20 protein-coding genes are annotated in these 23,830 nt (G+C 72.3%); 11 read left to right on the forward strand and 9 right to left on the reverse strand.

The features are described 5' to 3' along the window. Window positions 1-20: 20 nt before the first annotated feature. Window positions 21-1,535: a leucyl aminopeptidase gene (locus AB0D99_RS27125; RefSeq protein WP_362367550.1), complete on the reverse strand. Its 1,515-nt coding sequence runs from the start codon at window positions 1,533-1,535 to the stop codon at window positions 21-23. 325 nt (window positions 1,536-1,860) lie between these two features. Between AB0D99_RS27125 and AB0D99_RS27130 the strand changes: the two genes are divergently transcribed. The 4 genes from AB0D99_RS27130 to AB0D99_RS27145 all read left to right on the forward strand — a co-directional run bounded on the left by AB0D99_RS27130 (window position 1,861) and on the right by AB0D99_RS27145 (window position 7,601). Beyond that, window positions 1,861-3,888: a hypothetical protein gene (locus AB0D99_RS27130; RefSeq protein WP_362367553.1), complete on the forward strand. Its 2,028-nt coding sequence runs from the start codon at window positions 1,861-1,863 to the stop codon at window positions 3,886-3,888. 65 nt (window positions 3,889-3,953) lie between these two features. Then, window positions 3,954-5,477 (forward strand): GT4 family glycosyltransferase PelF, encoded by a 1,524-nt coding sequence (pelF, locus tag AB0D99_RS27135; protein WP_362367556.1) that lies wholly within the window; start codon window positions 3,954-3,956, stop codon window positions 5,475-5,477. Further along, on the forward strand, window positions 5,474-6,961 hold the full coding sequence (locus AB0D99_RS27140; protein ID WP_362367559.1) for a hypothetical protein: 1,488 nt from the start codon (window positions 5,474-5,476) through the stop codon (window positions 6,959-6,961). Before pelF ends, AB0D99_RS27140 begins: the two co-directional genes overlap by 4 nt. A gap of 22 nt (window positions 6,962-6,983) precedes the next feature. Further along, on the forward strand, window positions 6,984-7,601 hold the full coding sequence (locus tag AB0D99_RS27145; protein ID WP_362367562.1) for a spherulation-specific family 4 protein: 618 nt from the start codon (window positions 6,984-6,986) through the stop codon (window positions 7,599-7,601). Window positions 7,602-7,619: 18 nt separating this feature from the next. On the opposite strand, the gene AB0D99_RS27150 is transcribed toward AB0D99_RS27145, so the two are convergent. Both AB0D99_RS27150 and cobS read right to left on the reverse strand, forming a co-directional pair. Then, window positions 7,620-8,795, reverse strand: coding sequence for a hypothetical protein (locus AB0D99_RS27150; RefSeq protein WP_362367565.1), 1,176 nt, complete (start codon window positions 8,793-8,795; stop codon window positions 7,620-7,622). Between the two features lie 56 nt (window positions 8,796-8,851). Next, entirely contained in the window at window positions 8,852-9,616 is a 765-nt protein-coding gene (gene cobS, locus AB0D99_RS27155; RefSeq protein ID WP_362367568.1) for an adenosylcobinamide-GDP ribazoletransferase, read from the reverse strand. 67 nt (window positions 9,617-9,683) lie between these two features. Between cobS and AB0D99_RS27160 the strand changes: the two genes are divergently transcribed. Next, window positions 9,684-10,463 carry a hypothetical protein gene (locus AB0D99_RS27160; RefSeq protein WP_362367571.1) on the forward strand — a complete coding sequence of 260 codons (780 nt, stop codon included), beginning with the start codon at window positions 9,684-9,686 and terminating at the stop codon, window positions 10,461-10,463. Here AB0D99_RS27160 and AB0D99_RS27165 read toward each other — a convergent pair. From AB0D99_RS27165 to AB0D99_RS27180, 4 genes are all read right to left on the reverse strand, one after another. Beyond that, on the reverse strand, window positions 10,391-11,113 hold the full coding sequence (locus AB0D99_RS27165; protein WP_362367574.1) for a hypothetical protein: 723 nt from the start codon (window positions 11,111-11,113) through the stop codon (window positions 10,391-10,393). The genes AB0D99_RS27160 and AB0D99_RS27165 overlap by 73 nt on opposite strands. Then, window positions 11,110-12,870, reverse strand: a complete 1,761-nt coding sequence (locus tag AB0D99_RS27170) for a phosphatidylglycerol lysyltransferase domain-containing protein (protein WP_362367577.1) — start codon at window positions 12,868-12,870, stop codon at window positions 11,110-11,112. The genes AB0D99_RS27165 and AB0D99_RS27170 overlap by 4 nt, the downstream gene beginning before the upstream one ends. Window positions 12,871-12,966: 96 nt before the next feature. Beyond that, the gene (cobT, locus tag AB0D99_RS27175) at window positions 12,967-14,055 is read right to left on the reverse strand and encodes a nicotinate-nucleotide--dimethylbenzimidazole phosphoribosyltransferase (RefSeq protein ID WP_362367579.1); all 1,089 of its coding nucleotides are present in this window, start codon (window positions 14,053-14,055) and stop codon (window positions 12,967-12,969) included. 42 nt (window positions 14,056-14,097) lie between these two features. Next, on the reverse strand, window positions 14,098-15,303 hold the full coding sequence (locus AB0D99_RS27180; RefSeq protein ID WP_362367582.1) for a bifunctional adenosylcobinamide kinase/adenosylcobinamide-phosphate guanylyltransferase: 1,206 nt from the start codon (window positions 15,301-15,303) through the stop codon (window positions 14,098-14,100). Between the two features lie 91 nt (window positions 15,304-15,394). Here AB0D99_RS27180 and AB0D99_RS27185 point away from each other — a divergent pair, with 91 nt between their 5' ends. Further along, the gene (locus tag AB0D99_RS27185; RefSeq protein ID WP_362367585.1) at window positions 15,395-15,598 is read left to right on the forward strand and encodes a hypothetical protein; all 204 of its coding nucleotides are present in this window, start codon (window positions 15,395-15,397) and stop codon (window positions 15,596-15,598) included. Between the two features lie 74 nt (window positions 15,599-15,672). Here the strand turns inward: AB0D99_RS27185 and AB0D99_RS27190 are convergent, their stop codons facing one another. After that, window positions 15,673-16,446: a methyltransferase domain-containing protein gene (locus AB0D99_RS27190; RefSeq protein ID WP_362367618.1), complete on the reverse strand. Its 774-nt coding sequence runs from the start codon at window positions 16,444-16,446 to the stop codon at window positions 15,673-15,675. Window positions 16,447-16,487: 41 nt separating this feature from the next. Continuing rightward, window positions 16,488-17,084, reverse strand: coding sequence for a DUF3043 domain-containing protein (locus AB0D99_RS27195; RefSeq protein WP_362367588.1), 597 nt, complete (start codon window positions 17,082-17,084; stop codon window positions 16,488-16,490). A gap of 269 nt (window positions 17,085-17,353) precedes the next feature. On the opposite strand from AB0D99_RS27195, the gene AB0D99_RS27200 reads away from it, so the two are divergent. The 5 genes from AB0D99_RS27200 to AB0D99_RS27220 all read left to right on the forward strand — a co-directional run bounded on the left by AB0D99_RS27200 (window position 17,354) and on the right by AB0D99_RS27220 (window position 23,757). Next, entirely contained in the window at window positions 17,354-18,151 is a 798-nt protein-coding gene (locus AB0D99_RS27200) for a PspA/IM30 family protein (RefSeq protein ID WP_362367591.1), read from the forward strand. Window positions 18,152-18,163: 12 nt separating this feature from the next. Then, a complete protein-coding gene (locus AB0D99_RS27205; protein ID WP_362367594.1) occupies window positions 18,164-18,442 on the forward strand; it encodes a hypothetical protein in 279 nt (92 codons plus the stop codon). A gap of 84 nt (window positions 18,443-18,526) precedes the next feature. After that, on the forward strand, window positions 18,527-19,753 hold the full coding sequence (locus AB0D99_RS27210) for a sensor histidine kinase (RefSeq protein WP_362367597.1): 1,227 nt from the start codon (window positions 18,527-18,529) through the stop codon (window positions 19,751-19,753). Next, window positions 19,750-20,442, forward strand: a complete 693-nt coding sequence (locus AB0D99_RS27215) for a response regulator transcription factor (protein ID WP_362367600.1) — start codon at window positions 19,750-19,752, stop codon at window positions 20,440-20,442. Before AB0D99_RS27210 ends, AB0D99_RS27215 begins: the two co-directional genes overlap by 4 nt. Window positions 20,443-20,598: 156 nt before the next feature. Continuing rightward, window positions 20,599-23,757, forward strand: coding sequence for an efflux RND transporter permease subunit (locus tag AB0D99_RS27220; protein ID WP_362367603.1), 3,159 nt, complete (start codon window positions 20,599-20,601; stop codon window positions 23,755-23,757). Window positions 23,758-23,830 lie beyond the last annotated feature (73 nt).

The raw sequence follows: 23,830 nt of genomic DNA on the forward strand, positions 1-23,830 counted from the left end.
CGTGTACGTCACACGACGGCTCAGAGCTCGCCGTCGGCCGTCCGCTCGGCCAGCTTCACCAGGGTGCGGACCGCGGAGCCGGTGCCGCCCTTGGGGGTGTAGCCGTAGGGAGCGCCCTCGTGGAAGGCCGGGCCGGCGATGTCGAGGTGCGCCCAGGTGATGCCCTCGCCCACGAACTCCTGCAGGAACAGACCGGCGACCAGGCCGCCGCCCATCCGCTCGCCCATGTTCGCGATGTCCGCGGTCGGGGAGTCCATGCCCTTGCGCAGGTCCGCCGGGAGCGGCATCGGCCAGGACTGCTCGCCGACCTCCTCGGCGATCTCGTGGATCGCGGTGCGGTAGTCGTCGTCGTTGGCCATGATGCCGAAGGTCCGGTTGCCCAGGGCGAGCACCATCGCGCCGGTCAGCGTCGCCACGTCGACGATCGCGTCCGGGTGCTCCTCCGAGGCCCTGGTGATGGCGTCGGCGAGGACGAGCCGGCCCTCGGCGTCGGTGTTGAGGACCTCGACGGTCTTGCCGCTGTACATGCGCAGCACGTCGCCGGGGCGGGTGGCGGAGCCCGACGGCATGTTCTCGGCCAGCGCCAGCCAGCCCGTGACATTGACGGCCAGGCCGATGCGGGAGGCGGCGACGACCGCGGCGAACACGGCGGCGGCGCCGCTCATGTCGCACTTCATCGTCTCGTTGTGGCCGGCCGGCTTCAGGGAGATGCCGCCCGAGTCGTAGGTGATGCCCTTGCCGACGAGGGCGAGGGTCTTCTCCGCCTCCGGGTGGGTGTAGGCGATCTTGACCAGGCGCGGGCCGCGGACCGCGCCCTTGCCGACGCCGAGGATGCCGCCGTAGCCGCCCTTGTCGAGCGCCTTCTCGTCGAGCACCTGCACCTTGAGGCCGTGCTCCTTGCCGGCGGCGGTGACGATGGCGGCGAACGTCTCGGGGTAGAGGTCGTTCGGCGGCATGTTGATCAGGTCGCGGGCGCGGTTGATCTCCTCGGTGAGCGCCAGCGCGCGCTCCGCGGCGGCCTTGAACGCCTTGTCGCGCGGCTTGGCGCCGAGCAGGGCCACCTCGGCCAGCGGCTTCTTGGCGTCCTTGCCGTTCTTGCTCTCCTGGTACGCGGTGTAGGCGTACGCGCCGAGCAGGGCGCCCTCGGCGATCGCCTCGGCGTCCTCGACGGCGATCACCGGCAGCGCGAACGCGGCCTTCTTGGCGCCGGTCAGGGTACGGGCGGCGGTGCCGGCGGCGCGGCGCAGGGTCTCGGCGTCGTACGCCTCGCCGTCCTCGGGGGCGGAGCCGAGGCCGACCGCGAGCACGACGGGGGCCTTCAGGCCGGCGGGCGAGGGCAGCTTGGTCGCCTCACCCTCGGCACCCGTGGCACCCAGGGTCTCCAGGACGGCGGCGAGCTTCCCGTCGAACGCCTGGTCCACGGCCTCGGCGCCCGGGGCGACGAGCAGACCCTTTCCGGACTTCGCTACGCCGACGACGAGCGCGTCGGCGCGCAGCGTCGCCGCGCCGGCAGTGCTGAGAGTGAGAGCAGTCACGGTGGTGAAATCTCGCTTCCATTGAGTTCTGTGGCGGTCGAGGGTTGGGCCGACCGTGCCCGCCGCATCGTATTTCGGCCCGGGGAACGCCGAGAACGAGCCTACGCTCGCTCGTCGTCTTCGCTCACGGCGACGGTGATTCACTCATCCGTGGTGTCTCTTTCACGTTTACCCCTCAGTGTCGGAGAGCTCGGTCACACTCGCCTCATTCGCGCAAGGGCAGCAGCCGCTCCTTTGCACCATCCGCATCATCTCCACAGGTCCTCCCCATCCGGTCGGACCTGTCGAGGGGGGACACCACCAGATGGACTCTGCCGGATCCCGTATGCCCAGAACTGCCAGGACGGCATCCCTGCTGGCCGCCGCGCTCCTGGCCACCGTCATCCCGTCCGCGGCGGCCACCGCAGCCGAGACGGTTCCGCGGATCGACCTCACCGTCCTGGTCGTCGACGACGGCGGCAGCGCCGTGGAGGCGATCACCTCCGAACTGCGCTCCACCGGCGTCCCGTACCGCCGGGTCGATCTGGCCGATTCCGGTCGCCCGGTCATCACCGCCGCCTTCCTCAGCGACACGGTCTCCGGGCGTCCCCGGGCCAAGTACCAGGGCGTCGTCCTGCCCCACGAGTCCGCCTTCGGCCCCGACTCCGCCGAGCAGGCGGCCCTCACCGCGTACGAGAAGACCTTCGGCATCCCGCAGGTCGACGCCTACACCTGGGCGCACCCCGGCGTCGGGCTCGACTACACCAGCGAAGGGGGCCTGTCCGGTCCCCTCGACGGAGCCACCGCCTCGGTCACCACGGCGGGCCGCGCCGGGCCCTTCCGCCACCTGGACGGGCCGCTGACCTTCGAGGACAACGACCCGACGATCTCCGAGAGCTACGGCTACGCGGGCCGGCCCCGCGAGGGCTACACCAGCTACCTCGACATCCCCGTCGACGGGGGCGGGCGGGCCAGCCTGGTCGGCGAGTACGCCCACGACGGCCGCCGCGAACTGGTGGTCACCTTCGCCTACAACCAGTACCAGCGGCAGTTCCGGGCGCTCGCCCGCGGCATCGTCGAATGGCTCACCCAGGGCGTCCACCTCGGGCAGAGCCGCAGCTACTTCTCCGTCCACGTCGACGACGTCCTCGCTCCCGACGCCCGCTGGGACACGGTCCGCGACTGCACCCCGGGCGACTTCGACTGCCCCGGAGGCGACGGCGAGGCCGGCGAGAACCCGATCCGGATGACCGCCGCCGACGCCACGTACGCCGCCGCCTGGCAGAAGTCCTCCGGCTTCACCCTCGACATGGTCTACAACGGCGGCCAGGGCGAGCAGTGGAAGACCGAGCACGGAGGCACCGACCCGCTCGCGGCCCGGCTGATCGCCGACCGCGCCCAGTACCGCTGGGTGAACCACACCTACACCCACCCCTTCCTCGGCTGCGTCCAGGACAACTCCACCGTCCCCTGGAAGTGCGCCAAGAACGCCACCGGCGCCACCCTGTGGACGAGCCGCAGCGTGATCTCCGGACAGATCCGCGACAACCACAACTGGGCCGTCGCCAAGGGGATCTCCGTCGACCGCACCGAGCTCGTCACGGGCGAGCACTCGGGGCTCAAGACCTCGCCGCAGCAGCCCGTCGACAACCCGAACCTGGCCGGGGCGCTCTCCGACAACGGCGTGAAGTGGATCGCCAGCGACAACTCCCGCGAGCCCCAGCAGCGTGCCGTGGGCGCCGCGAAGACCGTCCCGCGCCACCCCATGAACGTGTACTACAACGTGGGCACGGCCGCCGAGATGGCCGACGAGTACAACTGGATCTACACCTCGCGCGCCGACGGCGGCAGCGGGATCTGCGAGTCCAACCCCGCCTCCACCTGCCTGCCCGCCCCGCTCGACACCGCCACCGGGTACGCCTCCCACATCGTCCCGCAGGAGGCCCGGACGGCCCTCTCCCACATCGTGGCGAACGACCCGCGCCCGCACTACGTCCACCAGTCCAACCTCGCCGAGGAGCGGATCCTCTACCCCGTCCTCGACCGGGTCCTCGCCGACTACCGGGCCCTCTTCGCCGACAACACCCCGTTGGTGAACCCCCGTCAGCGCGACGTCGGCACCGAGCTGAACCGCCGTGCCGCCTGGGACCAGGCGCTCGCGGCCGGCCAGGTCACCGCGTACCGCATCGGTACGACCGTCACGGTCAAGGCCCCCGCGGGGGTGACCGCGCCCATCACCGTCCCCGAGGGCACGCGCAAGCAACTCGTGCTCGGTACGGCGGTGTTCGGGACGGCCTACGCCGGGACGCGCTCGGCCTGGACGTCCCCGGAGCCACTGCAGAGCGCGACCACGCTCCGGCTCCCGGCCGTCTGAGACCGGCCCGACCGCTTCGCGGACCGACCACTGACCACTGACCGTACGTTCTGGGGGAAACGCACATGCCGAGCAGTGGCCGTCACGTCACCATGCTCACCGAAGGCACCTATCCGCATGTCCACGGGGGAGTCAGCACCTGGTGCGACCAGCTCGTCCGGGGCATGCCCGAGGTCGACTTCGAGGTCCTGGCCCTCACCGGCAGTGGCCGCGAACCGGTCACCTGGGAGCTCCCGTCCAACGTGACGCGGCACACCGCCTTCCCGCTCTGGGGCCTCGCCCCGGAGCGGGGGCGGGTCCCGCGCGGGCGGGCGCGCCGTCGCCTCGTCGACACCTACGAGCGCTTCCTGCTCTCGATCATGGATCCCAGCGCGGGCTGCGACTTCGGCGAGGGGCTCTACGCCCTGGCCGAACTCGCCCGGCGCGGCGGGCTCACCGCGGCCCTGCGCTCGGAGACCATGCTGCGCTCCCTGATGTGGATCTGGACCATGCCGCATCTGCCGACGGCCGCCGCCCGGCCCACCGTCCACGACGCGCTGACCGCCACCGACCTGCTGGAACACGCGCTCCGGCCGCTCGCCGCCCGGATATCCGGCAGCAGCGTCGCCCACGCCGTCTCCAGCGGCCTCGCGACGCTGCCGGCGCTCGCCGCCCAGCACTTCGAAGGAGTGCCCTTCCTGCTCACCGAACACGGCATCTATCTGCGCGAGCGCTACCTCGGCTACCGCACCGAGGCCCAACGCTGGCCGGTCAAGGCCCTGATGCTCGGCTTCTACCGCGAACTCAACACCCTCGGCTACCGCAAGGCCGACCTGATCACCCCCTGCAACCAGTACAACCGGCGCTGGGAGGAGCGCGGCGGCGCACCCGTCGCGCGCATCCGGACCGTCTACAACGGCGTCGATCCGCACGCCTTCCCCTACGCGGGACCCGAGCCGGAGACCCCCACGCTCAGCTGGTGCGGCCGGATCGACCCCATCAAGGACCTGGAGACGCTGATCCGGGCGTACGCGATCTGCCGTGCCGAACTCCCGGAGCTGAGGCTGAGGTTGTTCGGCCCGGTGCCCGCCGGGAACGAGGACTACCGGACCCGCCTGGAGAAGCTTGCGGCCGAACTCGGCGTCACCGACGGCCTCACCTTCGAGGGCCGGGTCTCCGACGTGGCGGGCGCCTACGCGGCGGGCAGCGTGGTGGCGCTCTCCTCGATCAGCGAAGGCTTCCCCTTCTCCCTGATCGAGGCCATGTCGTGCGGACGGGCCACGGTCTCCACCGACGTCGGCGGGGTACGGGAGGCGGTCGGCGACACGGGGCTCGTCGTCCCGCCCCGCGAACCCGCCGTGCTGGCCGCGGCCATGACGGAACTGCTGCGCGACGGGGAACGGCGGGCCGAACTGGGCCGCAGGGCCCGGCAGCGGGTCGTCGACCGCTTCACCCTGCACCGCTCCGTGGACGGCTTCCGGCAGATCTACCGCGAACTCGCCGGGGAGCCCGTCACACCGCCGGCCGATCCCGACGACGGCGCGGACTGGACCGTGCGCCTCACCGACCCCTGGCGCCAGGAGCTCGTCGGCGGAGGTTCCCTGTCGTGAGCGGCTCGCTGTGGCTGAAGAACGGCACGATGCGGGACACCCTGCCGGTGATCCCGCGCCCTCGCGGGGCGGGCGCCGAGCCGGGGGCCCCGGCCCGCGATCGGCTCGACCAGGGCCCTCCCGGCCGGGGACGGTTCGACCAGGGCCCTCCCGGCCGGGGGCCGCTCGGCCCGGCTCCCCGCGATCAGGGACCCCTCGCCGTCGACCCGATCGACGCGCTCGCCGAGCGGCTCGACGCGCTGGCCGCCGGCGCCGTCCACCCCGACGAGATAGCCGCGATCCTCGAATCCGACGGCATGACCGACGACCACATCCGCCTGACCTACGGGCGCGCCGACTCCTTCGAGCTCGCCGAGGACCTCTACGCGCGCGTGGAGCGGCGACACCCCCAGCCGGAGGCCCCGCCCACCGGGCCCTGGCACACCGGGCTCGCCGGCTGCCTGCTGCGCGGTCTCGTCTTCGCCCTGCCCGGCCTCGCGTACGTCCTCGCGGCGCCGCTCCTCGCCGGACCCGGCAGGGGACCGCTCCTCGCCTCGGCCGTCGCCGGATGGGTGTGGAACCAGGCCCTCGCCCATCGCGCGTACTCCTGGCTCGGTCTCGGCGACCGGGGAGCCGCCGCCCGCGCCCTGCTCCTCGGCGCCCCGGCGGGCGCGCTCGTCGGCTCGGCCGTCGCCCTGGCGGCCGCCGGTCCCGGCGGGTGGCGCGTCGTCGTGTTCGCCGCCGGGCAGTCCCTCTACCTCGGCGCCGCGACCGTCCTGCTCGTCCTCGGCCGCGAACGGGCCCTGCTCTGTGCCCTGCTGCCGCTCGCCGGAGCGGTGCCCGCCTTCCGGTACGACCTCCCGCACGCCCTGCGCGCCGGGCTCCTCGTCCTCTCCCTCGCGGCCACGGTCGCGTTCGCGGCGGTCGTGCTGCGGCCCGGTCCGAGGCCCCGGTCCGGTCTGCCGCTCGTCGCCTCCCTCCCGTACGGCCTCTTCGGCCTGGGCACGGGCCTGCTCGTGCTGTACGCGGGAGTGGGCGACGCCCTGGTGACGGGGGCCGCGCCCGTGGTCGCCCTCACCCTGTCGATGGGGCCCGCCGAGTGGCTGTTGCACCGCTTCCGCCGCGAGAGCCTCAGCGGGCTGCGCACCCTCACCAGCGCCCGCGCGTTCCGACGGACGGCGGCGGGGACGCTGGCGCGCTGCCTCGGCGCCTATCTCGCCGTCCTGCTCGCCCTCGCCTCCGCCGGCACGCTGCTGTGGCCGGGAGCCCCGGCGCTCGACGGACTCCGCCTGCTCGGGCTGCTGCTGGTCGGGATCGTGCTCTGGCTCGCCCTGCTCCTGCAGGCGTTCGGCGCGGTCCGCAGCGCGGCCGCCGTGTGCACCCTGGCCGCGGTGGCGCAGATGCTCACCCCGACGGCCGGCCCCGTCGCGGCCGGCGCGGCGGCCGCCGTCCTGGCCGTCCTCGCCGGTGCCCTGCTGGTCCGCCCGACAGCCCACCGCCCCTAGGACGACCGTGAGACCGACGACCGTGAAACCCTCCCTCCTCGTGCCGTTCTACGAGCACCCCGCCGAGCGCCCGGACGCCTGGGACTCCGTGATCGAGGCCGCGCCGTCGCTGTACGGCGTCGTCCTCAACCCCGCGAGCGGCGCGGGGCGGACGCCCGATCCCGCTTTCGCCGCCGTCGCCGAACGGCTCCGCGCCGCCGGGGTGAGGGTGCTCGGCTATGTCGACACCGCGTACGGCCGTCGGCCGCACGGCGAGGTCGTCGCCGAACTGCTCCGCCACCGCGACTGGTACGGGACCGACGGGGCGTTCCTGGACCAGGTGCCGACCGCGCCCGAGGCCCTGGAGCACTTCCGGCGCGTCGGCGTCGCCGCGCGCGCCGCGGGCGCCCGGACGCTGGTCCTCAACCACGGCGCCCACCCCGACCCCGGCTACGCCGCGCTCGCCGATCTGCTGGTCACCTTCGAAGGTCCCTGGGACTCCTACCGCGCCCTCGACCTCCCGGTCGCCGACCACTACTGCCACCTGGTCTACGCGGCGCCCCGCGAGGCCCTGCCCGCCACCCGGGTCCACTGCGTGGTCCCCGGCTCGGGCGCACACCCGTGGGGCACCCTCCCGCACGCCCTGGCGTCGGCCCGGTGACCTCGCGGGGTGTGACGGTCAGTCGCGGATGACGGAGTAGCAGGTGGCCCGGCCCTCGTGGTTGTCATCCCACTCCCGCGCGGTCGACCACGTGTACCAGGACCGGTCGCCGGCCGCGTCCGCGCATGCCCGCCCGGCCCGGTCCTTGGCCGACCGGGTCCCGGGCCAGTCACCCGTGAGCTTGTGCTGCCCGAGGACCTTGCCGTCGTAGGAGCCGGTGCAGGGCACCCGCGTGACCAACCGGTGCTGACGCAGACCGGTGTTGAAGTCCATGCAGTCCCCGGTCCTGGTGTCGTACATGGCGACCACCGCCGTGCCCGCGTCCAGGGTGCGCTCGGCGGGCGTGGCCGCGGCGTTCGGCTTCGAGGCGCCGAATCCGCCGAGGGTGAGCTCGGCGTGGAGCGCGGTGACCTCCGCGAGGGCGCTCTCCCTCTCCTTGGTGAGCAGGGCGGACAGATCGGCCCTGGCCCGGGTGATCCGGCCGTCCGCGTCGACGTCGACGGTCACCGGGATCGGTGGGGTCCTCACGGTGTTGTTCAGCGGTCTGGGGACGAACTCCTCCCGCAGGTCGTACGGGAAGAGGCTCATGGCCGTCGTCAGAGGGAACGTGGCGGTGTACGAACGCCCCGCCGTGCCCGACTGCGCCGTCGCCTCCGCGGTCCCGAGCGCCTCCAGGAGCGTGCCGCCGACCGCGGCCTCGGAGCCGCGCAGGTGGCTGATCGAGTCGACGCCCCAGAGCGGCTTGATGTCGCCCGTGTACCGCAGCCAGTACCCGGCCGAGGCGGGGCGGTAGTGGATGGTCTGCGTGTCCACCGTGTACCGGCTGGAGGGGTCGCCCGTGGTCCGCCCCGGAAGGGAGCCGAGGATCGTCGCGCGCGCGTCCTCCGGGAAGTTCCGCGGAACGCGCCAGGCGCTCGCGGCCTCGCCCCGGCTGCCCGCGAAGTCCACGCGTCCCGTGAGGGTCTGGACCGCCTTGCCCTGCCGGGAGGTGAAGGTGAGGGTCTGGCGGAGCTCGGCGTTGCCGGCCTTCTGGGTGTGGCGCAGCGCGAGGAAGATCTGCCGGTCGATCGGCTGGGAGAACACGGGGTGGGCGGCCGGCTTCGCGGCCCCGCTGTCGTCGGGACCGGCGCAAGCGGTCAGCGGGAGGGAGGCGGCGGCGAGCGCGGCGGCGGTACGGGCAAGGCGTCTGATCACGAACTCATGACCGGGCTGACGGGCGGAAGGTTGTCCGGCCGCAGGTCACGAGTGGATCACCCCAGGGTCAGCGCGACGAGCGCCACCGTCCCGGCCGTCTCCTCCACCGCTCCGAACACATCGCCGGTCACCCCGCCGAACCTCCGCACGCACCGGCGCAGCAGCAGCGCCGCCGCGCCGAGACCCGCCGCTGCCGCCAGCACGTGACGGATCGCGTCGTACGGGGAGAAGAGCGCGCCCGCGCCGGCGCACAGGACGAGGACGCCCCCGGTGACCAGTGCGGCCGAGCGCACCGGGACCGTGGCGGCGACCATCGCTCCCAGGCCCTCCGGGCGGGCCGCCGGGACTCCCTGGCGGGAGGCGTGGGTGAGGGCCAGGCGGGCGACGGTCGCGGCGAGGGCGGCGGCGACCGTGCCGTACGCCCAGCCGTCCTCGTACAGCCGGTACAGCGCCGCGACCTGGGCGAGCAGGACGAAGAGCAGGACGATGACACCGAAGGGGCCGATGTCGGACTGCTTCATGATGCGCAGCGCGTCCTCGGCGGGCTTGGCGCTGCCGAGCCCGTCCGCCGTGTCCGCGAGGCCGTCGAGGTGCAGGCCCCGGGTCATCAGCGCCGGTACGGCGGCGGTGACCACGGCCGCGAGCAGCGGGCCGGATCCGAGCAGGAGGAACACGCCGCCGAGCGCCGCGGAGAAGAGGCCCACGACGAGGCCGGCGAGCGGGGCCCACAACATGCCGGCGCGCGCCGCGTCCCGGTCCCAGCGGGTGATGCGGGCGGGGAGCACGGTGAGGGTGCCGAAGGCGAAACGCAGGCCGTCCATCCGGGCAGGGTAAGGCAGGGTCCGACGCGGTAAATTGCGCATCACGCACAAATCGGAAGCGGGTGGCATGGGTCACTGGTTCTACCGCAACTTCGTCGAGCCCGGGAAGCTCCCGCTGCTCATCGCCCTGTTCTCCTTCGTGGTGACCTTCCTCGTCACCCGGATGATCGTGCGGATGATCCGGGCGGGGAAGGGCCCCTTCGGCAATGTGAAGTCCGCCGGGGGGCTGCACATCCACCATGTCGTGCCCGGTGTCGTCCTCACCGTCGTCGGCGGCTTCGGCGCGGTCGCCAGCGGCCGGGAGGGGGTCACCCCCTGTGTCTTCGCGGCGGTCTTCGGGGTCGGCGCCGGCCTCGTCCTGGACGAGTTCGCGCTGATCCTGCACCTCGACGACGTCTACTGGAGCGACCAGGGCCGCAAGAGCGTCGAGGTCGTCGTGCTGACGGCCGCCCTGGTGGTGCTGGTCCTCGGCGGCTTCTCGCCGCTCGGCGTCAACGAACTCACCCCCGACGAGCGGCAGAACCGGGCCGGAGTCGTCCTCACCCTCGTGGTGAACTTCCTCTTCGTCCTGATCGCCCTGGTGAAGGGGAAGTTCCGGATGGCGGTGATGGGGACGCTGGTGCCGTTCGTGGCGATCGTCGGAGCGGTACGGCTCGCCCGGCCCGGCTCCTGGTGGTCCCGCCACTTCTACCGCCGGCGCCACCGGGCCCGTGCCAAGTCACGGCTGCGCACCTACCGCCACGACCGGCGCTGGGACCGCGTCCGCCGGCGCACTCAGGACGTGATCGGCGGCTTCCAGGAGCGGGTCCCGGGCCGCGGCGCCGGTTCGGGGTCCGACGGCGGCTGACGGCGTTCCCGCCACGCCGTGACGGCCACGAGCACCAGCACCGCGGCGATCGCGGCCAGGTGTTCCTTGCCCGCCAGGTTGGGCTTGATCAGCACCTCCACCACCATCGCGACGACCACCAGGGCCCCGGTCCAGCGGGCCCGGTAGCGCCAGCAGACGTAGACGGCGAGGCCGACCACGGCGGCCGAGGGGCCGGTGTCGACGACCCGGGCGTCCGATGCGGGCAGTCCGAGGGGGTTGTCCGGGCCGAGGGCGATGCCCACCCGTGCGTAGAGGGTCCCGGCCAGCGTGGCCAGATAGGCGATCGCGAGGGTCCGCCGACGCCCCAGGCATATCTCGGCGATGCCGAACACCAGCAGGACCTGGGCCAGCGCCCCCCACACCGGCAGGTCGAGCGCCGGGACGAAGAGCGAGAGCGGGGTCCGCAGCAGGGCGAGCCAGATCGGGTCCTCGGCCCGTACCGAGCCGATGTTCTGGACGGGCTGGTAGCCCCAGTCCTGGTTCTGGACGAGCTGGAAGAGCGCCGTGAGGCAGACGGCGGCCAGCGTCATCGGGACGGCCCGCCACCTCCTCGTGACGAGCGCGGTCCGTACGGCGGTGTACAGCGGGCCCCACTCGCGGTGCGCGAAGTCCCGGACGGCCGACCTCAACGCCGGCCCTCCAGGTGCTTGCGGTGCATCCACTTCGGCAGCCCGGGGGCTTCGAGGAAGCCCTCGGCGCGGCCCGCGGCGAGGCCGATGCGCAACAGGTCGGAGCTCTTCTCGAAGAGCATGAAGCGGGGCTCCCAGATCGGTCGGTACTTGGCGTTGGCGCGGTACAGCGACTCGATCTGCCACCAGCGGGAGAAGAAGCTGAGCAGTGAACGCCACATGCGCAGCACGGGTCCCGCCCCGAGCTTCGAGCCACGTTCGAAGACGGAACGGAACATGGCGAAGTTGAGCGACACCTGCGTGATCCCGATCTCCTCGGCACGCTGGAGCAGTTCGATGACCATGAACTCCATCAGGCCGTTCTCGGAGTCGCGGTCACGGCGCATCAGGTCCAGCGACAGGCCCTTGGGGCCCCACGGCACGAAGGACAGCACCGCCCGCAGCTCGCCGGTCTCGTCGCTGCACTCCAGCATCACGCAGCGACCGTCCCGTGGGTCGCCGAGCCGGCCGAGCGCCATCGAGAAGCCGCGCTCGGTGGCCCCGTCGCGCCAGTCGTCGGCCTTGCGCAGCAGGGCGTCCATCTCGTCGGCGGGAATGTCCTCGTGGCGCCGGATCCGCACCTCGTACCCGGCCCGCTTGACCCGGTTGAACGCCTGCCGCACGCTGCGCATGGCGCGTCCGTCGAGGGTGAACTCGTCGGTCTCCACGATCGCCTCGTCGCCCAGTTCCAGGGCGTCCAGACCGTGCCGAGCGTAGATCGTGCCGGCCTCCTCGCTCGCGCCCATCACGGCCGGCACCCAGCCGTGCTCACGGGCCTCGGCCAGCCAGGGCTCGATCGCCCCCGGCCATGCCTCGGGGTCGCCGATCGGGTCGCCGGAGGCGAGCGAGACCCCGCCGACCACCCGGTAGGCGATCGCGGCCTTCTCGCTCGGGGACCAGACGACGCTCTTCTCGCGGCGGAGCGCGAAGTAGCCGAGCGAGTCGCGGTCGCCGTACTTGTCGAGGAGCCCCCGCAGCTTCTCCTCGTCGTCGTCGGTCAGCGGGTCGACGGCCCGCCGGGAGCGGAACGCGGCGTACAGCACGCCGATGATCAGCAGGGTGGACAGCACGTTGATGGTGACGTTGACCCAGCCGGGGGTGGCGATCCCGTCGAAGCGCGAGTCGTCGGCGGCCAGGGTGATCAGGCGCATCACGCCGTACCGCCAGCGCTCCAGGAAGGTGGAGGTGCCGGTCGAGGTGTTGGTGACGGTGACGAGGAAGGCGGCGAAGAGCGAGGTGACCAGCAGGCCGCCGACCGCCACGACGGCGGCGAGCAGCGGATTGGAGCGGTCCCCCTTCGCGTAGAACTCCTTGCGGCCGAGTACCAGCGCGAGGACGAACGCGGCGGTCAGGACGAGCGAGATCCAGTTCTGCGCGTGCTGCCGGATCTCGGGGAAGGCCATCGCCACGGCGAAGAGCAGCAGGAAGAGTCCGCTCAGGACGATGTTGAGGATCCAGGCGGCCCGCTTGCGGCGCCGCATGGTGATCGCCAGGAAGAGCGTGAAGACGCCCGAGGCGAAGCCGGCGGTCAGCAGATACGGAGTGAAGTAGTTGTCCGTGTTGTGTCTGCGGAGGTCCTGGCCGAGCGAGACCCACACGGCGCTCAGGAAGTTGATGAACGTGACGGCGCGCAGGTACCAGACGGCGAACGCGGCGCTGCGCCGCGAGCGGGCGGTGCCCCTGGGCGCTCCTTCGGTGGACAAACGGACCTCTCCCATGAAAAGCGATCATATGGGGCATCGCTTGCCATGGCTGGTCGCCGGAGGCAGTCGTCCGCGTGTGGCGGAACGGCTGCCTCCGGCGCCGCGATCCGGCTAGTTCTCCTCGTCCGGGGAGTCGGCCACGACATCGTCCGGAATGGTCGGTTCCGGCTGCTCGGGCAGTTCCGCGGCAAGTGCCGCCGCGGCCTGGACGAGGGGAAGAGCGAGCATGGCCCCGGTTCCCTCACCCACGCAGACGCCGTGGTCGAGCAGCGGGTTGAGCGCCATCCGGTCCAGCGCCTTCGCCTGCGCCGGCTCTCCACTGACCTGACCCGCCAGCCACCAGTCCGGCGCCCGGAACGCCGCCCGCTGCGCCACCAGCGCACAGGCCGCGCCCACCACACCGTCCAGGATCACCGGCATCCGCCGCACCGCGCTCTGCAGCAGGAAGCCCGTCATCGCGGCCAGGTCCGCCCCGCCGACCGCCGCGAGCAGCTCCAGCTGGTCGCCCAGGACCGGCCGGGCGCGACGCAGCGAGTCCCGGACCGCCGCGCACTTGCGCATCCAGGTCAGGTCGTCGATCCCCGCGCCGCCCCGGCCGGTCACCACCGAGGCGTCCGTCCCGCACAGGGCCGCGATCAGCGTGGAGGCAGGCGTCGTCCCGCCCACGCTCAGGTCGCCGAGGACGACCAGGTCCGTGCCCGAGTCGGCCTCCTCGTCGGCGATCGCCATGCCGAGCCGAACCGCCGCCTCGGTCTCCTCCGTGGTCAGCGCGTTCTCGATGTCGATCCGGCCGCTGCCGCGCCGCACCCGGTGGCGGACCACGTCGGCCGGCAGCAGCTCCGGCTCGCAGTCCAGACCGGCGTCGACGACCCGCACCGGCACGTTCGCCGCACGGGCGAGCACCGCGACCGGGCTCGCGCCGTCCAGGACCGAGCGGACCAGCTCGTACGCGGTGCCGGCCGGACGGCCGGACACCCCGAGCGAGGCCACCCCGTGATCGCCCGCGAAGAGCACCACGCGCGGCTGCTCGATCGCCCGCACCTTCACCGAGCCCTGGGCCGCCGAGAGCCACTCGCCGAGCTCGTCGAGCCGGCCGAGCGCACCGGGCGGAACGATCAACCGCTCCCGGCGTTCCTCGGCGTCACGCCGCACCCCGCCGTCGGGGCGCTCGATCAGATCGGAGAAGTCGTCCAGGTTCAAGGCACGTCCTTGCGGCGTCGGCGGTGGCCAGGTCATCGCACCCTACCCGCGCAGCACCAGAGCCTGTCCCGCGACGACGAGGAGCACCTGCTCGCACTCGTCGCCGAAGGCCGCGTTCAGCCGGCCCAGCTCGTCCCGGAAGCGCCGCCCCGCCGCCGTGGCGGGCACGACCCCCGAGCCCACCTCGTTGGTGACGGCGACGACCGTGCGGGACGTGGCCCGCACCGCCGCCACCAGCTCCCCGGTCCGCTCCCGCAGGGCGTCCTGGCCACCGTCCGCCCACCGCTCGTCGTCCCAGGCCCCCACCCGGTCCATCGCGTCCGTCAGCCACAGCGACAGACAGTCGATCAGCAGCGCCGGGCCCTCGGGCTCCGCGAGGAGCGGCACGAGCTCGCAGGTCTCGGCCGTACGCCAGGAGCCGGGCCGCCGGTCCCGGTGCAGGGCCACCCGCTCCGCCCACTCCGGGTCGTCCCGCCGGGTGCCCGAGGTCGCCACGTACAGCACCTCGGGGAACGTCTCCAGACGCCGCTCGGCCTCCACCGACTTTCCCGACCGGGCACCGCCGGTCACCAGCGTGCGGCGCGGGACGTCCGGGATGGCGTGGTACTCGCCGAGGTACAGCGTCGTCCCGTCCGGAACCGTCCGCGCCCCGGCCGCCGCGAGCCGCCGGTCCAGCTCCGCACCGCCCGGCACGTCGTGGTCGAGATGGACGGCGATCACCTCGGTCTCCGCGGAGACCGCCCCGGTCGCCCGCAGCCGGGCCAGCCCGTCCGGGCGGCCCGTGGCGTCCATGACGACCATGTCGTACGGACGGCGATGATCGTCGGTCAGACCCGCGGGAGAGCCGCCCGGCGGCAGATACAGCAGCCGCTCGCCCTCCGGCGACGTCACCTCGTACCCCGTACCGGGGGAGTCCATCGGCACCGCACGCACCCGGTGTCCGCTGATCAGCGTCAACTCCCGTCCGTCCGGAACCCGGCCGGCGGACGGCAGCCCGGCGGGCACCTCCACGGCGGGTCCGTCGTGCGGGTGGGTCAGCAGCACCTGCCGCACACCGACCAGCGAATGCCCCGCGCGGGCGGCGGCCAGCGCGGCCCCCGGCGTCAGGTCGAGCAGCAGGGACTCGTCCACGAGCAGCGCGGTCGCGGCGCGCGCCCGGTCACCGCGGGAGGTCGCGCACACGGCGCAGGGGCAGTCGGGGCGGGGGAGTCCGAGGGGGGCGCCGGTGCCGAGCAGAGTCAGTTCCACGCATTGATCCTCCCGCGTCACCGCGAGGGGTGCGCGCCCGGCTACGCTGCGGGCAGGAAACCGATCATCCGGTGAGCCTCAGGAGGCGGACATGGCATGGACGTGGCGGTTCGAGAAGTCCGACGGCACGGAGACCGCTCCCGCGGTGGAACCGGAGGACTGGACGACCCAGGGCGACGCCGAGTCCTGGATCGGTGAGGTCTGGAAGGACCTTCTGGAGGGCGGAGCGGACCAGGCCACGCTCTTCGAGGACGACACCAAGATCTACACGATGTCGCTGAACGCGGAGGCGTAGGCTCCGGGCGGCCGGTCCCACGGCGGGCCCGGCCGCTCACACCCCGCTCCCCGTCGAGCACGGGATGCCGGGGGTCAGCCCCGGACACCGCACAGGTGCAGCAGCGCCGCTATCCGGCGGTACGGGTCCGTCCGCCCGGCGCGGTCCTCGGCGGCCAGGAGCCGTTCGAGCTCCTCCGCGGCCGGCAGGCCCACGTCGCCCGCCATCCCGTCGGTGAAGACCCGCACGCCGTACCAGGCGTGCAGCGGTGCGGCGATCCCCGCCAGCGTCGACGTCAGAGCGTCGAGGCGGTCGGCCCGCACCTTGAATCCGCTGTCGTCCGTGTACGTGTCCGACTCGAAGCCGGTCAGCGCGCCCGACCAGTCCCCGGCCAGGCCGGGCCGCATGGCCAGCGCGTCCGCGTTCCGCACGACCAGGGAGAGCAGACCCCCCGGGGCCAGCATCCGGGCGAGGCCCGCGAGCAGGGCGTCCGGCTCGTCCGCGTACATCAGGACACCGTGGCAGAGCACCACGTCGAAGCTGCCCGGCAGGAAGTGCACACCGGTCTCGCGGCCGTCGCCCTCGATCAGCCGGACCCGTTCACGGATCCCGGCCGGTTCGGTGGCCAGCGATTCCCGGGCGGCCTTGAGCAGCTCGGGATCGGCCTCCAGACCGGTCACCGTGTGTCCGGCCCGGGCGAGCCGCAGGGCCTGGGTCCCCTGACCCATGGCCGCGTCGAGTATCCGAAGCCGCTGCCCCACCGGGTAGCGGCCGGCTATCTGCTCGTCGAGCTGACGCGCGATGAGCTCCTGACGGACGGTCTCACGCAACCCCCCGTATCCGATCGGCCGCGGGGAGGCGGCGGGCAGCGGCGGACCGCTGCCCGCGCCGGAACCGGAGCCGGTCGTGCTCAGGGCCGCTCTCCGCGCTTGACCTGCGGCTTCGGCAGCCGCAGTCGGCGCATCTGGAGCGTACGCATCAGGCCGTAGGCCACGGCACCGCGCTTCGGCTCGTTCGGGAAGCGCTCGGCGAGCTGCTTCTTCAGACGGAGCCAGATGCCGATCGAGTCGATGACGATCATCACGATCACACCGAGCCAGAGCAGCAGCGAGATGTTCTGCAGCGCCGGGACGCGGATCATCGACAGGACGAGGATGACCACGGCCATCGGGAGGAAGAACTCCGCGATGGAGAAGCGCGAGTCGACGAAGTCGCGCACGAAGCGGCGGACCGGGCCCTTGTCACGGGCCGGCAGGTAACGCTCGTCGCCGCTGGCCAGCGCCTCGCGCTGACGAGCCAGGTCGGTGCGGCGGGCCTCGCGGGCGCGCTTGGCGGCCTCCTTGCGGTCGGTCGGCACCGTCGCGGCGCGACGGCGCTGGGACTGCGCCTCACTCCGCTTCGGGGTCGGGCGGCCCTTGGGGGCCTCGGGGTCGCGGGGCTGCTTGGAGAGGTCCGCCGTCACCTTGTCGGTGGGGACCTTCTCTTCCTTGGAACGGCTACGGAACACATTCCCCAGAGTACGTGGTGGGGGGTGTGGACCCCAGTCCGGCCGGGAACGATCCGGTATCGGCCTGCGTCTGTGGGGGTACGCACGGACGACACGCACGCTTTCCCCGAGGTCCATCTACTCCCTGGGCCTGAGGAAGCTCACGCGTAGTCGTCCTTGGGGAGGAGCACATCCGGCCCCGAACAGTGCGTCAATGGAGGCAGGGACCGTACTGTGGATCCTGTTGGAGTGCTTGAGCCGAGTCCGTCAGAAGGGGGCGCGCGAAGCCCATGAGCGGTGTCATGAAGCGTATGGGGATGATCTTCCGCGCGAAGGCAAACAAGGCCCTCGACCGGGCCGAGGATCCGCGCGAGACCCTCGATTACTCCTACCAGAAGCAGCTGGAGCTCCTGCAGAAGGTCCGGCGGGGCGTCGCCGACGTGGCGACGTCGCGCAAGCGGCTCGAACTGCAGCTGAACCAGCTCCAGGGCCAGTCCGCCAAGCTGGAGGACCAGGGCCGCAAGGCGCTGGCGCTCGGCCGTGAGGACCTGGCCCGCGAGGCGCTGTCCCGGCGGGCGGCGCTGCAGCAGCAGGTGAGCGACCTCGAGGTGCAGCACCAGACGCTGCAGGGCGAGGAGGAGAAGCTCACCCTGGCCGCGCAGCGACTCCAGGCCAAGGTGGACGCCTTCCGTACGAAGAAGGAGACCATCAAGGCGACCTACACCGCCGCTCAGGCGCAGACCAGGATCGCCGAGTCGTTCTCCGGCATCTCGGAGGAGATGAGCGACGTCGGCGTGGCGATCCAGCGCGCCGAGGACAAGACGGCCCAGCTGCAGGCCCGCGCGGGCGCGATCGACGAGCTGCTCGCCTCGGGCGCGCTCGACGACCAGTCCGGACTGGCCAAGGACGACATCCAGGCGGAGCTGGACCGACTGTCCGGAGGCACGGACGTCGAGCTGGAGCTCCAGCGGATGAAGGCCGAGCTGGCCGGCGGGCCGTCCGACTCGAAGCAGGCGATCGAGGGCGGCACGGGAACCCCGCAGAACCAGACCCAGCAGTCCTCCCACCCCAGGTTCGACAAGCAGTAAGGACGGCGCGTCATGATCGTGAGGATCATGGGGGAGGGCCAGTGGGAGCTGGCCGACAGTCACTTCGCCGAGCTGAACAAGCTGGACGACGAACTGCTCGCCGAGATCGAGTCGGGAGACGCCGACGGCTTCCGCCGGACGTTCTCGGCCCTGCTCGACGCGGTCCGACGCCTCGGCGAACCAGTCCCCGTCGACACGCTGGAACCCTCGGAACTGATCCTTCCCGAACCCGACGCCACGCTCGAAGAGGTCCGGGAGATGCTGTCCGACGACGGCCTGATCCCGGGCTGAAGCCTCCGACGACGACGGCAGCGCCCCGCCTCCCGCTCCGGGAAGCGGGGCGTCGCCGTGTCCGCCACCCCGTACCGTTGCTCCGTGACCTCCCTCGACACCGGCTTCTCGCAGGCCCGGCACTGGCTGCGGGCGCATCCCCTCGCCTTCGACGCCGGCCTCGCCCTCGCCGTGCTCGCCTGCATGGTCACGGGATCCTTCGCCGACCCGCACGGCAGCCCCAACGGACCCACCTTCGGCGACCGCACCCCCGACGCCACCAGCGTCCTCCTCATGGTGCTGGGTGCCGCCGCCCTCGTCCCGCGGCGCCGCGACCCCCTCGCCGTCCTCGCCTTCACCGGCTCCGTCACCCTCGTCGAACTGATCACCGACGACCGGCCGGCCCCCGTCGCGATGAGCGCCGTCATCGCGCTCTACACCGTCGCCTCCCGCACCGACCGCCCCACCACCTGGCGCGTCGGCCTGCTCACCATGGGCGTCCTGTCGGGCGCCGCGATGCTCTTCGGCCCCACCCCCTGGTACGCGCAGGAGAACCTCGGCGTCTTCGCCTGGGCGGGCATGGCCGCCGCCGCGGGCGACGCCGTCCGCAGCCGCCGCGCCTTCGTCGACGCCATACGGGAGCGGGCCGAGCGGGCGGAGCGGACGCGTGACGAGGAGGCCCGGCGCCGGGTCGCCGAGGAGCGCCTGCGGATCGCCCGCGACCTCCACGACGTCGTCGCCCACCACATCGCCCTGGTCAACGTCCAGGCCGGGGTCGCCTCCCACGTCATGGACAAGCGCCCCGACCAGGCCAAGGAAGCCCTCGCGCACGTCCGCGAGGCCAGCCGGTCCGCCCTCAACGAACTGCGCGCCACGGTCGGGCTGCTCCGCCAGTCCGGCGACCCCGAGGCGCCCACCGAACCCGCCCCCGGCCTCGGCGTCCTCGACGAGCTGCTCGCCACCTTCCGCAACGCGGGCCTTCCCGTGGAGCTGGCCCGCGCGGACGGGGACGCCGGGCTTCCGGCCGCCGTCGACCTGGCCGCGTACCGGATCATCCAGGAGGCGCTGACCAACGTGCAGAAGCACGCCGGCCCGGACGCCAAGGCCGAGGTGAGCGTCATCCGCGTCGGCCGGACTGTCGAGATCACCGTCCTCGACAACGGAGCGCCGCAGCAGGCGGAGCCCGCCGACACCGGCGGCCACGGACTGATCGGGATGCGGGAGCGCGTCACCGCCCTCCGCGGCACGTTGACCGCGGCACCCCGCTACGGCGGCGGGTTCAGGGTGCAGGCGATACTGCCCGCAACGGCCCGTACGGGGGAGGACGCATGACCATCCGGGTGCTGCTCGCCGACGACCAGGCGCTGCTCCGCAGCGCCTTCAGGGTGCTCGTGGACTCCGAGCCGGACATGGAGGTCGTCGCCGAGGCCGCCGACGGGGCGCAGGCGGTCGCCCTGGCCCGCACCACGAAGGCCGACGTCGTCCTGATGGACATCCGGATGCCCGGCACCGACGGGCTCGCCGCCACCCGCATGATCACCGCGGACCCGGAGCTGTCCTCCGTACGGATCGTCATGCTGACCACCTTCGAGGTCGACGAGTACGTCGTGCAGTCGCTGCGCGCCGGAGCCTCCGGCTTCCTCGGGAAGGGGGCCGAACCGGACGAGCTGCTCAACGCCATCCGGATCGCCGCCGCCGGAGAGGCCCTGCTCTCGCCGGTGGCGACCAAGGGCCTGATCGCCAAGTTCCTCGCGCAGGGCGGCAGCGCGGACCCCGACAGCGGCGAGGACGCGCCGGCGTACTCGGAGCGGCTCGGCGCCCTCACCACCCGCGAGCGCGAGGTCCTCGTCCTCGTCGGCGGCGGCCACTCCAACGACGAGATCGCCGAACGCCTGCGGGTCAGCCCCCTCACGGTCAAGACGCACGTCAACAGGACCATGGCCAAGCTCGGCGCCCGCGACCGCGCCCAGCTCGTGGTCACGGCCTACGAGTCCGGCCTGGTACGTCCACGGGTGGAGTGACGGAGTACCCCGGCGTACTCCAGACGCGGTATGCGCGGGATAAAGAAAGGGACCCGGGGCCGAGGATCCGGCGCTTCCCATGGCTGATCGTGTTAGCGGGCACCCCTGGATCGTCCTGGCGCCCGCCTGCCGAGTACGCCACAGAAGAGAGACCCCATGTCCTGGCTGTCCAGATTCAGCCTCGCGCAACGGGCCCTGATCGGGCTGATGTCCATCGTCGCCATCGTCTTCGGTGCGATAGCGATACCGCAGCTGAAGCAGCAACTGCTGCCCTCGATCGAGCTCCCGATGGTCTCGGTCCTCGCTCCCTATCAGGGCGCGTCGCCCGACGTGGTCGAGAAGCAGGTCGTCGAACCGCTCGAGAACACCATCAAGGCGGTCGACGGCATCAAGGGCGTGACCTCCACCGCCTCCGAGGGCAGCGCCGTCATCATGGCCACCTTCGACTACGGCGACGAGGGCACCAAGCAGCTCGTCGCCGACGTCCAGCAGGCCGTGAACAGGGCGCGCGTGGCACTCCCGGACGACGTCGACCCGCAGGTCGTCGCCGGCTCGACGGACGACATCCCGACCGTCGTTCTCGCGGTCACCTCCGGGAAGGACCAGCAGGCGCTCGCCGACCAGCTGGAGCGGACCGTCGTCCCGGCCCTGGAGGACATCGACGGCGTCGGCCAGGTCTCCATCGACGGTGTCCAGGACCTCCAGGTCTCCGTCACCCCCGACGAGAAGAAGCTGGCCGCGGCCGGGCTGAACACGATGAAGCTCGCCCAGGCCCTCCAGGCGGGCGGCGCGACGGTGCCGGCCGGCTCGTTCTCCGAGGCGGGCAAGAGCCGTACGGTCCAGGTCGGCGGCGGCTTCACCTCCCTGCGGCAGATCCAGGACCTGCGCGTCAAGCCCGACCAGGGCAAGGCCGTCCGCGTCGGCGACGTGGCCACGGTGAAGCAGGAGGAGTCCTCCCGGGTCTCCATCACCCGTACCAACGGCAAACCCAGCCTGGCCGTCCTCGCCACCATGGACAACGACGGCAGCGCCGTCGCCATCTCCGAGGCCGTCAAGGACAAGCTGCCCGAGCTCCGCAAGGACCTGGGCGCCGGCGCCGAGCTGACGGTCGTCTCCGACCAGGGCCCCGCCGTCTCCAAGTCGATCTCCGGCCTCACGACCGAGGGCGCCCTCGGCCTCGTCATGGCGGTCCTCGTGATCCTGGTCTTCCTGACCTCGATCCGCTCGACGCTGGTCACCGCGGTCTCCATCCCGCTCTCGGTCGTCCTGGCGCTGATCGTGCTGTGGACCCGTGACCTCTCTCTGAACATGCTGACGCTGGGCGCCCTCACGATCGCGATCGGCCGGGTCGTCGACGACTCGATCGTGGTCCTGGAGAACATCAAGCGGCACCTCGGCTACGGCGAGGAGCGCGAGTCGGCGATCCTCACGGCGGTCCGCGAGGTCGCGGGCGCCGTGACCTCCTCGACCCTCACCACGGTCGCGGTCTTCCTTCCGATCGGTCTGGTCGGCGGCATGGTCGGCGAGCTGTTCGGCTCGTTCAGCCTGACGGTCACGGCCGCGCTGCTCGCCTCGCTCCTGGTCTCGCTCACCGTCGTCCCGGTCCTCTCGTACTGGTTCCTGCGCGCCCCCAAGGGCACGTCGGCGGACCCGGACGAGGCCCGGCGCCTCGCCGAGGAGAAGGAGAACAAGAGCCGCCTCCAGCGCCTGTACGTCCCGGTCCTGCGCTTCGCGACCCGCCGCCGCCTCACCAGCGTGGCGATCGCGGTGGTCGTCCTGATCGGCACCTTCGGCATGGCCCCGCTGCTGAAGACCAACTTCTTCGACCAGGGCGAGCAGGAGGTCATGAGCATCAAGCAGGAGCTGGCTCCGGGCACCAGCCTCGTGGCGGCCGACGAGGCGGCGCGGAAGGTGGAGAAGGTCCTGTCCTCCACCGAGGGCGTGAAGGACTACCAGGTCACGGTCGGTTCCTCCGGCTTCATGGCGGCCTTCGGCGGCGGTACGGGCGCCAACCAGGCGTCGTACCAGCTGACGCTGGAGGACTCGGCGACGTACGAGAAGACGCGCGACGCCATCGACGAGGCCCTCGGCAAGCTCGACGGCATCGGCGACACGACGATCGCGGCGGGCGACGGCTTCGGCAGCCAGGACCTGAGCGTGGTGGTCAAGGCATCCGACGCCGACACCCTGAGGAAGGCGTCCGAGGCGGTCAGGGCCGAGGTGTCGGAGCTCGACGACGTCACCGACGTCCAGAGCGACCTGTCGCAGTCCGTGCCGCGGATCTCCGTCAAGGCCAACGCCAAGGCGGCGGACCTCGGCTTCGACGACACGACGCTCGGCATGGCCGTGGCCCAGGCGGTCCGCGGCACCCCCGCCGGCAAGGCGATCCTCGACGACACCGAGCGGAACGTCGTCCTGACCTCGGCGAACCCGGCCACGACGATGGACGGCCTCAAGAAGCTGCCGCTGGGCCCGGTCAAGCTCGGCGACATCGCCGACGTGAAACTGGTCCCCGGTCCCGTCTCGATGACCCGCATCGACGGTGCCCGCGCGGCGACGATCACGGCCAAGCCGACCGGTGACAACACGGGCGCGGTGAGCGCCGCGCTCCAGACGAAGATCGACGCGCTGGACCTGCCGGAGGGCGCCACGGCCTCCATCGGCGGTGTCTCCGAGGACCAGTCCGAGGCGTTCGTCAACCTGGGCCTGGCGATGCTCGCGGCCATCGCGATCGTCTTCATGCTCCTGGTCGCGACCTTCAGGTCCCTGATCCAGCCGCTGATCCTGCTGGTGTCGATCCCGTTCGCGGCGACCGGCGCGATCGGTCTGCTGATCGTGACGGGGACCGCGATGGGCGTCCCGGCGATGATCGGCATGTTGATGCTGATCGGCATCGTGGTCACCAACGCGATCGTCCTGATCGACCTGATCAACCAGTACCGGGCCCAGGGTCTGGGCGTCGTCGAGGCGGTCGTCGAGGGTGGCCGCCACCGTCTGCGCCCCATCCTCATGACGGCGCTGGCGACGATCTTCGCGCTGCTCCCGATGGCGCTCGGCATCACCGGCGAGGGCGGCTTCATCGCCCAGCCGCTGGCGGTCGTGGTCATCGGCGGTCTGGTCACCTCGACGCCGCTGACGCTGCTGCTGGTGCCGACGCTCTACGCGATGGTGGAGCTCCGCAAGGAGCGCCGCGCGAAGAAGAAGGCGGCGAAGAAGGCGAAGAAGCGGGACGGCACGCTGGACAACCCCGAGCAGCCGGACGTGACCCCCGCGGACGCGACGCTGCTGGACAAGCTGGACGCGCTGGACATCTGACGCCTCCAGGACGGCCCGTGGGGGCCCGGGGGCGGGCCCGGCGGGGGCGCGGGCCCGGCGCGCGGGCGCGCGG

This window comes from Streptomyces sp. NPDC047971, from assembly GCF_040653355.1.
GTDB lineage: Bacteria > Actinomycetota > Actinomycetes > Streptomycetales > Streptomycetaceae > Streptomyces.

Excerpts from the sequence above, each read along its gene's own strand:
- AB0D99_RS27130 (WP_362367553.1), top strand. The coding sequence starts at position 1,861 with ATGCCCAGAACTGCCAGGACGGCATCCCTGCTGGCCGCCGCGCTCCTG.
- pelF (WP_362367556.1), top strand. The coding sequence starts at position 3,954 with ATGCCGAGCAGTGGCCGTCACGTCACCATGCTCACCGAAGGCACCTAT.
- cobS (WP_362367568.1), bottom strand. The coding sequence starts at position 9,616 with ATGGACGGCCTGCGTTTCGCCTTCGGCACCCTCACCGTGCTCCCCGCC.
- AB0D99_RS27160 (WP_362367571.1), top strand. The coding sequence starts at position 9,684 with ATGGGTCACTGGTTCTACCGCAACTTCGTCGAGCCCGGGAAGCTCCCG.
- AB0D99_RS27170 (WP_362367577.1), bottom strand. The coding sequence starts at position 12,870 with ATGGGAGAGGTCCGTTTGTCCACCGAAGGAGCGCCCAGGGGCACCGCC.
- AB0D99_RS27185 (WP_362367585.1), top strand. The coding sequence starts at position 15,395 with ATGGCATGGACGTGGCGGTTCGAGAAGTCCGACGGCACGGAGACCGCT.
- AB0D99_RS27200 (WP_362367591.1), top strand. The coding sequence starts at position 17,354 with ATGAGCGGTGTCATGAAGCGTATGGGGATGATCTTCCGCGCGAAGGCA.
- AB0D99_RS27205 (WP_362367594.1), top strand. The coding sequence starts at position 18,164 with ATGATCGTGAGGATCATGGGGGAGGGCCAGTGGGAGCTGGCCGACAGT.
- AB0D99_RS27215 (WP_362367600.1), top strand. The coding sequence starts at position 19,750 with ATGACCATCCGGGTGCTGCTCGCCGACGACCAGGCGCTGCTCCGCAGC.
- AB0D99_RS27220 (WP_362367603.1), top strand. The coding sequence starts at position 20,599 with ATGTCCTGGCTGTCCAGATTCAGCCTCGCGCAACGGGCCCTGATCGGG.